Source organism: Streptococcus sp. ACS2, assembly GCF_000525585.1.
Classification (GTDB): domain Bacteria; phylum Bacillota; class Bacilli; order Lactobacillales; family Streptococcaceae; genus Streptococcus.
The window spans coordinates 1-10,822 of sequence record NZ_JALT01000044.1 but is presented as its reverse complement, the minus strand read 5'-3'; the positions used below and the strand labels follow the sequence as shown (position 1 = coordinate 10,822).

Genomic DNA, 10,822 nt, shown 5'->3' with positions numbered 1-10,822 from the left:
TAAAGTTCTGATCGCGACTGTAGGCGACATTGCGGATAAAGAATTTAACAACCGTGTAACACCACCAGAAGAGCCTAAGTTCCAACCAGAGAAATACGTTGTTTCTGAAGAGAAATTCGATATCACAGGTGACAAGCTCGTTGATGATGATAAAGAGTTGGCAGACAAGTACGCAGACACAAATGCGAACCCATATGCGGACGATGCCTCAAACAACGAAGCTCAAAACTTGAATACTAAGACTGTTAACCGTGGCGACAAGTTGGTTTACCAAGTATGGTTGGATACAACTAAATTCGACGCATCTAACAAGGACAACATCCAATCAGTAGGAATCTCAGATGACTACGATGAAACTAAGTTGGATCTTGATTCTACTAAGATCAAAGCTTACGATTCAGTAACTGGTGCAGAAGTAACTGATAAATTCGATATCACTGTTAACAACGGTGTGATTACTGCAACTCTTAAAGATGGCTTCACTAAGTCACTTGGCGATGCAGAAAACACTCAAGTGATCGACACAACTAAATTCGCCTTTGGACGTTACTACAAGTTCGACATCCCAACAACAGTTAAAGCTGATGTACCTGGTGGTGTGGATATTGAAAATACTGCGGCTCAAGTAGTTAACTACTACAACCCAACAACTAAGAAAGTTGAAAAACCAAACAAACCAACTGAAAAACGTGTTAACAACGTACCAGTTGAAGTGGAATTCAACTTCACTAAACGTTTGGAAGGCCGTGAGCTTAAAGCTAACGAATTCAGCTTCGTGCTTAAAGATTCAGAAGGTAAGACTCTTGAAACTGTAAGCAACGATGCATCAGGTAACGTTAAGTTCTCTAAACTTGAGTTCAAGAAGGGTCAAGAAGGCGTACACAACTACACAGTAGAAGAAGTTAAAGGCTCAGACGCAACCGTTACATACGACACAATGAAAGCGAATGTAACAGTCACAGTTAAACACGATGGAACAGCTAAAGTTCTTATCGCGACTGTAGGCGACATTGCGGATAAAGAATTTAACAACCGTGTCACACCTCCAGAAGAACCTAAGTTCCAACCAGAGAAATACGTTCTTAGCGATGGTAACGGTAAGTTCGATATCACTGGTACTAAACTTCTTGATGATGATGCAGAGTTGACAGATAAGTACGCAGACACAAATGTGAACCCATATGCGGATAAAGCTGATAACAACGAAGCAGAAAACATCAATACTAAAGCTGTTAAACGTGGCGACACTATTAACTACCAAGTATGGCTTGATACAACTAAATTTGATGCAAACAATAAGGATAACATCCAAACTGTTGGTATCACTGATGATTATGATGAAGCTAAATTGGAAGTTAAGCAATCAGATATCAAGGCTTACGATGGTAAGACTGGTGCTGATGTTACTGACAAGTTTGACATCTCAATCGCTAACGGTGTGATTACTGCTAACCTTAAAGCTGGCTTCACTAAGTCACTTGGCGATGCAGAAAACACTCAAGTTATCGATACTACTAAGTTCGAATTTGGACGTTACTACAAGTTTGTCATCCCAGCTAAAGTTACTGACGGTGCTTACGATGGTGCTGAAATTGAAAATACAGCAGCTCAAGTTGTAAACTACTACAACCCAACTACTAAGACTGTTGAAAAACCAAACAAACCAACTGAAAAACGTGTTAACAACGTTCCAACTGCTATCGAGTTGATCTTCGGTAAGACACTTAACGGACGTAAGTTGCAAGATAAAGAATTTACTTTCGAATTGAAAGATGAAAAAGGTAATGTTCTTGAAACAGTTAAGAATGATGCCGAAGGTAAAGTTAAATTCTCTACTATCAACTATGCTAAAGCAGATCTTGGTAAGACATTCAACTACACAGTAGAAGAAGTTAAAGGAACTGATACAACTGTTACTTACGATAACATGAAAGTCAATGTTACTGTTCAAGTTATCCAACCTTCAGTAGGAGATCAATTGTCAACAGTTATCTCTTACGCTACAGTAGGTGGAGATGCTTATGGAGGTGACGATCGTGTCTTCGATAACAACGTAACTCCTAACTTCAAACCAGAGAAATACGTTGTTTCAGAACCAAGCTTCGACATCATTGGTAATAAACTTGCTGATGACGACGATTCAGCTGATAAAGTTGAAATCCAAAACTTGAATGGTAAGACCCTCAAACGTGGTCAAAAGATCTACTATCAAGTATGGCTTGATACTCGTGACTTCACTGCAGAAAGCAACCTTCAAACAGTTGGTATCACAGATAACTACGAAGAAGCTAAGCTCGATATCGACGCTTCTGAAATCAAGGTTTACGATGGTATCACTGGTAAGGATGTTACAGACAAGTTCGATATTAAAGTTGAAAATGGTGTTCTCTACGGTACATCTAAAGCAAGCTTGACTAAAGCTATTAGTGCAACAGATGCTACTCCAGTCATCGATACAACTAAATTCGAGTTTGGTCGTTACTATAAATTTGATATTCCAGCTGTTGTTAAAGACATTGATGCTAACGACGGTGTAGATATTGAAAATACAGCTAACCAAACAATTCACCAATACAACCCATTCAATAAGAAAGTTACAACTCCTGAAAAACCAACTCAAACACGTGAAAACAACGTTCCAGTTCCACTCGAGTTCAACTTCACTAAACGACTTGAAGGCCGTGAGTTGACTGCAGGTGAGTTCAGCTTCGTATTGAAAGACAAAGACAACAAGGTTCTTCAAACAGTAACCAACGATAAAGATGGTCACATCAAGTTTGAAAAACTCTTGTTCAGCAAAGCAGATCTTGGTAAGACATTCACTTACACAGTTGAAGAAGTAGCTGGTAAAGATACTTCAATCACTTATGATGCTATGAAAGCAACTGTAACAGTAGAAGTTACTAAGGAAGGCAAAGTTCTCACAACTGTCGTTAACCACGCTTCAACAGGCGGATTCGCTTCAAGCGCTAACGATAAAGAGTTCAACAACAAAGTTCGCCCACCAGAAACACCTAAGTTCCAACCAGAAAAATATGTTGTTTCTGAAGCAAAATTCGATATCACAGGTACTAAGCTCGTTGATGATGATAAAGAATTGGCTAACAAGGTTGCAGATACAAATGCTAATCCTTACGCTGATGATGCATCAAACAACGAATTGGAAAACATGAATACTAAGTCTGTTAAACGTGGTGATAAACTTGTTTACCAAGTATGGCTCGATACAACTAAATTCGACGCCAACAACAAGGATTACATCCAAACAGTTGGTATCTCTGATGACTACGACGAAACTAAGTTGGAACTTGACGCTACTAAGATTAAAGCTTACGATTCAGTAACAGGTGAAGATGTTACCGCTAAATTCGACATCACAGTTGAAAACGGTGTAATCACAGCTAACCTTAAAGATGGCTTCACTAAGTCACTTGGTGATGCTGCAAACACTCAAATTATCGACACAACTAAGTTTGCCTTTGGTCGTTACTATAAATTTGATATCCCAACCACTGTTAAAGACACTGTTCCTGGTGGTGTAGATATTGAAAATACAGCTGGACAAGTTGTTCACTACTACAACCCAACAACTAAGAAGGTTGAAACACCTAAGGTACCAACTGAAAAACGTGTAAACAGCGTTCCAATCTCAGTTGAGTTCAACTTCACTAAGAAACTTGAAGGCCGTGAGCTTAAAGCAAACGAATTCAGCTTCCAATTGAAGGATGAAGCAGGAAATGTCATCGAAACTGTTAAGAACGATGCTTCAGGTAACGTTAAGTTCAAAGCTATTGAGTACAAGAAAGGCCAAGAAGGTACTTACAAGTACACAGTAGAAGAAGTTAAAGGTACTGATGGCACAGTTCAATACGACGGTATGAAAGCTGTTGTTACAGTTGAAGTTAATCATGATGGAACAGCTAAAGCACTTATCACTAACGTGACAGATGCAGCTGATAAAGAGTTCAACAACAAAGTAACTCCTCCAGATACTCCAGACTTCAACCCAGAGAAATACATCCTTAACGAATCTAAATTCGATCTTACAGGAGTTAAACTTCTCGACGATGATAGCGAATTGAAAGATAAGGTTGCAGATACTAACGCAAATCCTTACGCTGATAAGACTGATAACAACGAAGCTCAAAATATCAATACTAAGACACTCAAGAAAGGTGATAAAGTATACTACCAAGTATGGTTGGATACAACTAAATTCACTGACGCTCACAATATCCAATCTGTAGGTGTTACAGATAAATATGACAGCGAAAACTTGACTGTTAACGTTAAAGATATTAAAGCATACGACTCTGTAACAGGAGAAGATGTGACAGCTAAGTTCGATATCACTCTTGTTGATGGTGTAATCACTGCAACATCTAAAGCTGACCTTACTAAGTCACTTGGCGATGCAGAAAATACACAAGTTATCGACACAACTAAGTTCGCCTTCGGACGTTACTACAAGTTTGAAATCCCAGCAGAAATTAAACAATCTGCTAAGGGCGGTGTTGACATCGAAAATACAGCCTCACAAATCGTTCACCAATACGATCCACAAAGTAAGACTGTTAAGAAACCTGAAAAACCAACAGAAAAACGTGTCGTAAACATCCCAGTTGAAGTTGAATTTAACTTCACTAAGAAACTTGAAGGTCGTGAACTTAAAGCGGACGAATTCAGCTTCGTTCTTAAAGATAAAGATGGAAACATCCTTCAAACAGTTAAGAACGACGCTGCAGGTAACGTTAAATTTGCTGCTCTTGAATTCAAGAAAGGTCAAGAAGGTACTCACAACTACACTGTAGAAGAAGTTAAGGGTACTGACGGAACTGTTTCTTACGATTCAATGAAAGCTCTTGTCACTGTTGAAGTCTCACATGATGGTAAAGCGAAAGCTCTTATCACTAAAGTGAACGACCCAGCAGATAAAGAATTCAACAATACTGTTCGTCCACCAGAAAAACCTAAGTTCCAACCAGAGAAATACGTTGTTTCTAAAGAGAAATTCGATATCACTGGTATGAAACTTGTTGACGATGATGCTGAGTTGAAAGATAAAGTAGGCGATACTAACAAGGATCCTTACGCTGACAACACAGCTAACAACGAAGCTGAAAATATCAATACTAAGACACTCAAGAAAGGTGATAAGTTTGTCTACCAAGTATGGCTCGACACAACTAACTTCACTGACGCTCACAATATCCAATCTGTAGGTGTTACAGATAAATATGACAGCGAAAATTTGAACATCAATGTTGCTGATATTAAAGCATACGACTCTGTAACAGGAGAAGATGTGACAGCTAAGTTCGACATCAAGGTTGAAAATGGTGTAATCACTGCAACATCTAAGTCTGACCTTACTAAGTCACTCGGTGATGCAGAAAATACTCAAGTGATCGATACTGCTAAATTGGCATTCGGACGCTACTACAAGTTCGATATTCCTGCAACTATCAAAGGCACTGCTAAAGATGGTGTAGACATCGAAAATACTGCGTCACAAATCGTTCACCAATACGACCCAACTAAGAAATCTGTTGAAAAACCAGAAAAACCAACAGAAAAACGTGTAGTCAATATCCCAACTAAGGTTGAGTTTGAATTCACTAAGAAACTTGAAGGTCGTGAACTTAAAGCTGGTGAGTTTAGCTTCGTACTTAAAGACAGCAAGGGTAATGTGATTGAAACTGTAAGCAATGATGCTAACGGTAAGATCAAGTTCTCAGCTCTTGAGTACAAACGTGGTGAAGAAGGTACTCACGTCTACACAGTAGAAGAAGTACAAGGTAACGATGCAACTGTTACCTACGATAAGATGGTTGCTACAGTCGTTGTTTCAGTAACTAAAGACGGTAAAGTCTTGACAGTAACTTCTCAATTGCCAGAAGATACTGAGTTCAACAATATTGTGACACCACCGACTCCTCCAACACCACCAACACCACCAACTCCTCCAACACCACCAACACCACCGACTCCTCCAACTCCAGTGGTTCCACCAGTGACACCACCAACTACACCAGAAGCTCCTAAAGGACCAGCACTCCCTGAAACAGGTGATGATGCGTCTATGGCAGCTATGGCTTTCGGAGGAATCCTTGCGGCAGCTGGACTTGGTTTGGCAGGAAAACGCAAAAAAGAAGACTAAGATGGTTCATAGGTTAAATCCCTCAACATAGTTAGTTAGACTATTTCAGTTTTCGAAAAAAGAGACTCATCCCGATAGGGGTGGGTCTCTTTTGTGGGCTCCTTGTCAACTGTAGTGGGTGACGAAAAGCTAATATCTAGAGAGGACCGGATAGGTCCTCTTTTTATGTATGTTCAGAGTGATGAAGACACGATTCTTAAAGTTGATGAAGTTTCTAAAACCGAAGCCCAACCGTTTGATGTCTTTGATCAACTTATTAGTCTCTTCAAGTTTTGCGTTTGAATAGTCAGTTTCTAGTACGTTTTTGATGTATTGCTTGTGTCTAAGAAAAGTCCTAAAGACCGTTTGAAAGTAGTGATTGACCTTGCTCATGTTCTCCTCTATCAACTCAAAGAACTCATCTACTCTCTTCTCCTGAAAGTGAAATAGTAAGAGCTGGTAAAGTTTGTAGGTATTAGCGAACTCTTCTGAAAAGACCAATGTCTTCTCAATGATTTCATGTGGTACTAAAGTTTGACGGAAAAAAAGAGTTGGGAGATAGCCCACGGCTGACCTTTTGCAGGAGTCGCCAGTGATTTTTCAAGGCTCGATAGGGTAGTGATTTCTTATCGAACTGGTTCATAATGGCAATTTTAGTATTAAAAATACAGGCTCTATAATCTCTATAGCAGTTTTAGCCATTACAGACATTATAGAATATTTTTTTAATTATTCAGTTAAAAATAAAGCTTGATGAAAAAAACAATCATTAAAATTATTGATATCTTTTTAATTTAATGGCATTAATAAATCTAAAAATATGCATATTTATACTTGGTTATTAGTTTTATTATGAGTGTACCTATAAATGTTGAGAGTGTAAAACGTGAGAATTATTCTATGATTCGAAAATTGTAATGCTTTTAAAAAGTAATATACGTTAACATTATAAGGTGCTCTAAAGGCTTTGGATAAAAAGCTTTTTTTATATTTTGAATTATATGTGTAAAGTTTTATAGGTTCTGTATAAAAAGAGGGTGTAAAAAAATAATATTTTTGAAAGGATAATGCTTAAGTTATTTTAAAAAAATAGAGAAAACTAATTTTATGATGGTAAAATATTGATTCAATTCTAATTATATGATATATTTTATGTTAGGGAAATTCAATTTATATTATTTTTAGAAGAGACAAGAGCAATCAAAATCTAATGATTCCTTGTCTAGGAGGAAATATGGGTAAAGATATCTTTAGTAAGAAGAGTCGTTTCTCGATTCGTAAATTGAATATCGGAGTCTGCTCGGTCTTGCTTGGTACTTTGATCATGATTGGTCACACAGCTCAAGCGGATGAAACGACATCTGATGGAGCAACAGTTGCAGCTACAGCTGTAAGTGCAAGTCAAGGTGAAGGAGTCTCGACCACCACTTCGCCAAGCACAGCACCAGAAAGTGCAGCAACTGCTACGGTAGCACCAGCAGCTACTGAAACAGTTACAGCGACGTCGGTTGCACCTACAAGCTCAGTTGCATCAAGTGTAGCAGTAAGTTCGGAAGCACCAGCTTCAACAAGTGCTACAAGTTCAGCGCCGGCTTCATCAGCATCAACCTCAACAAGTCCAGTAGTTGCTTCAGAAGTTACAGGCTCAACAAATGTATCAACTGCAAAACCAGCAACTGCTTCAGAGGCATCTCGTTCAGTCACAGCTTCTACAACATCGTCGACTACAGCAAGCTCAGTGAGCGCTAGTGCAAATAATGTTACTGTGTCAGAAACGGCAAATGTGCCTCGTGTGCGTAGTCGTCGTGCAGTAGGGCAAGAACGTTCGATGGAAGGAAGAGATATTAAATATGTTTACCAAAATCGAACTGCTCAAGTAAACAGTGGGACTCCAACTCAACGTGCTAAGATTGAATACAGACAGTTGGACGACTATGAGGTAGTCAATGGGAAGACAGTCGCAACTGATCCATCTGGTCAAGGTCGCCCAGTATTAGAGTGGACTGTAACCTTTAACGAGGCTCAGTACGATAGGATGGGAGGATACTACTATTTCACAATTCCAAAGAATGTATCTGACCCTTACAATGTTGTGACAGATTACGCTGGTGCTTACGCAGATCGCGATGGCTGGAAGGATGCAAATAAAGAATCAGGTGCTGGTTCAGCAAATGCAGAAGGTGTTCAGTATGTTGACGCAGGTAATAAACTTGAATGGCGTGTCAAAAATACTGTCGGAAGGGATTACAATAATGTAGATGGTCTTAGCGGTGTTATGGGGGATACAAAAAAGGTATATGTCCTCCAATTATCTAATAGTTCTAGTGCTCGCAAGTTTACTATTAAGTACCGTACAATAGTTGAAGACTCATCACAAGTCATTTCTTATATTGCCGGAGTTGAATCCAAGACAGGGCTACCAAGGAATAACTGGTATGCTATCTCAGGTAAGTACGACAAGAACTTGGTTAGTCAGGTTGGTGCACCAAGTGTGACTCCAAACTTGACGAACACTTCTATCAATGTTCCTGTTCAGACAGTGGCGTCGACTTCAAGCACTCTTTCAGGGACAGGGGTTCCAGGGGCAACTATCAAACTTTATATCGATGGTCAGGAGCAAAACATCGGTAACGTCACTGTTGACAGTAGTGGTAACTGGACTACAGGTGAGCTTCCAACAGCCTTGAACAACAATCAGGGTGAGGGTACGACTATCAAACCACGTCAAACTGTTCAGGTGACTCAAACGGTTGACGGAACAGAAAGTAGTCGTCGCACAGTTCCAGTATCAATCGGTGAGACAACGGTTGAACCTTCAAGCTTGACTACTAACCAGGATGCAGTTGTAGCAGGACAAAAAGAGGTTACTCTTAAGGTTCCTCATGATGCAGGTATTGCTTACTTGCGCTATACAGATACTGCAGGTCAAACAGTTGAAGTTCCTGTCAAACGTGACAGTTTATCAGCTGCATGGGTGTCACAAAAGTCAGATAAGGCAACTGTCAAATCAGTTGAGAACGGTAAGTTCCAAGATACGATTGTCCTCACAATGGCTGATAAGATTGCAGGTACAGAAGTATCATCTATCTCAAATGTGGTGGAAGGTGGTTTCTCAAGTGTGGCTGGATGGCAATCGCGCTCAGTAGAAAACCAGGCACCAACTATTGCTTCAGCTGTTGAAGGAAACAGAAAAACTGTCGAACAAGGTGCTCAACTGGACCTTACTTCTCTTGTGACAGTGGCAGATAAAGAAGATGATGCTCAAGCAACACTAGGTGATAAGGTACATGCTGAAGTCGTTTCAGTAAATGGAAACACAGCAACCAAGACAGTTGATACAAACACCCCAGGCACTTATACAGTTAAGTATAAAGCCGTTGATAGCCAAGGTAAAGAGTCAAACGAGATTGAAGTTACTGTAGTTGTAAATCCTGCACGTCAAAACGAGGCTCCTACAGTAGAGATTCCATATTCAGATCCAGCTCCAAACAAAAAAGAAGTTTATCTATATACTGGAGAAGAAGCTGACGTTGATATTACCTTTAACGACGATTCTGGAAAAATTAAATCCGCATCATTAAGAAAAGGTGGAAATATTGCCTTAAATAATATTGATGGGAACCCAGAAAAACAAAATAATGAATGGGGCTACACTGTAACAGCGATTAATTCTGAAACTGCTACACCAGCAAAAATTAAAGTTACTGGACAAGTTTCTGGTATTGCTGAAAGTAGACTTCCAAAAACAGAAAACGACTCTCTGGAGCTTGTAACTCGTTTTGCAACAGCAACAGATACAGATGGTGCAGAGATTTCCAATAATGCAACAAAAACTAAAAATAATGGAGAAGTAGTTGGTACTTACCTGACTGACCCAGGTGCAGTAACTTTCGTATTAAAAGCACAAACTAAAAAATATGATATCAAAACTCCATCAGAAGCAGATAAAGTAACCGTATCAAATGCTAACAATGTTACTGATAAAGAGTTTGAAAAAATTAAAGAGAAAGTTAAAGTTGAATATTCTCAAAACAATCCAGATGCACGTTTAGCTGACAAAAAAGGTCAGGAAGTAGAAGATGCTTCAAAAGTTGTTGATAAAGTGGAAAAAGATGGAAACAATGTTGTTGTAACCTATAAAGATGGTTCTAAAGATACAAAACCATTAACAGAATTTGTAGTCAAAGATACAACAGCTCCAGCGAAACCAGAAGTTAAGACAGATCTAACAGGTAAAGCCGGAACTAAAGACCCAGTTGAAGTGAGTGCAGAGCCAGGATCAACCGTTGAGTTGTTCGACAAAGATGGCAACAGTCTTGGAACAGGCGTAGCTAACGATCAAGGTGTAGCAACAATCACACCAACGAAAGATATTCCAGTAGGTAATGTGACAGCGACAGCGACAGACCCATCAGGAAACACATCAGACGCAAGTGAACCAAAAGTTGCGACAGACACAACAGCTCCAGCTAAACCAGAAGTTAAGACAGATCTAACAGGTAAAGCCGGAACTAAAGATCCAGTTGAAGTGAGTGCAGAGCCAGGCTCAACAGTAGCCCTCTACGATAAAGATGGCAACAAGATTGGTGAAGCAACAGCTAACGACCAAGGTGTAGCAACTATCACTCCAACGAAAGATATTCCAGTAGGTAATGTGACAGCGACAGCGACAGACCCATCAGG

The 10,822-nt window shown here is 39.5% G+C and carries 2 protein-coding genes and 1 pseudogene; 2 read left to right on the top strand and 1 reads right to left on the bottom strand.

What is annotated here, in order from left to right; translation table 11 throughout:
* Positions 1 to 6,160, top strand: a 6,160-nt coding sequence (locus HMPREF1517_RS09075) for an SspB-related isopeptide-forming adhesin (protein WP_037601447.1), incomplete at its 5' end; no start/stop codon positions are given.
* 136 nt (positions 6,161 to 6,296) lie between these two features.
* Here the strand turns inward: HMPREF1517_RS09075 and HMPREF1517_RS09070 are convergent.
* Positions 6,297 to 6,797, bottom strand: a pseudogene (locus HMPREF1517_RS09070) (transposase); the annotation flags it as partial.
* 576 nt (positions 6,798 to 7,373) lie between these two features.
* Here HMPREF1517_RS09070 and HMPREF1517_RS10100 point away from each other — a divergent pair.
* Positions 7,374 to 10,822: Ig-like domain-containing protein (locus tag HMPREF1517_RS10100; RefSeq protein WP_198017479.1), on the top strand; the 3,449-nt coding region annotated here is incomplete at its 3' end.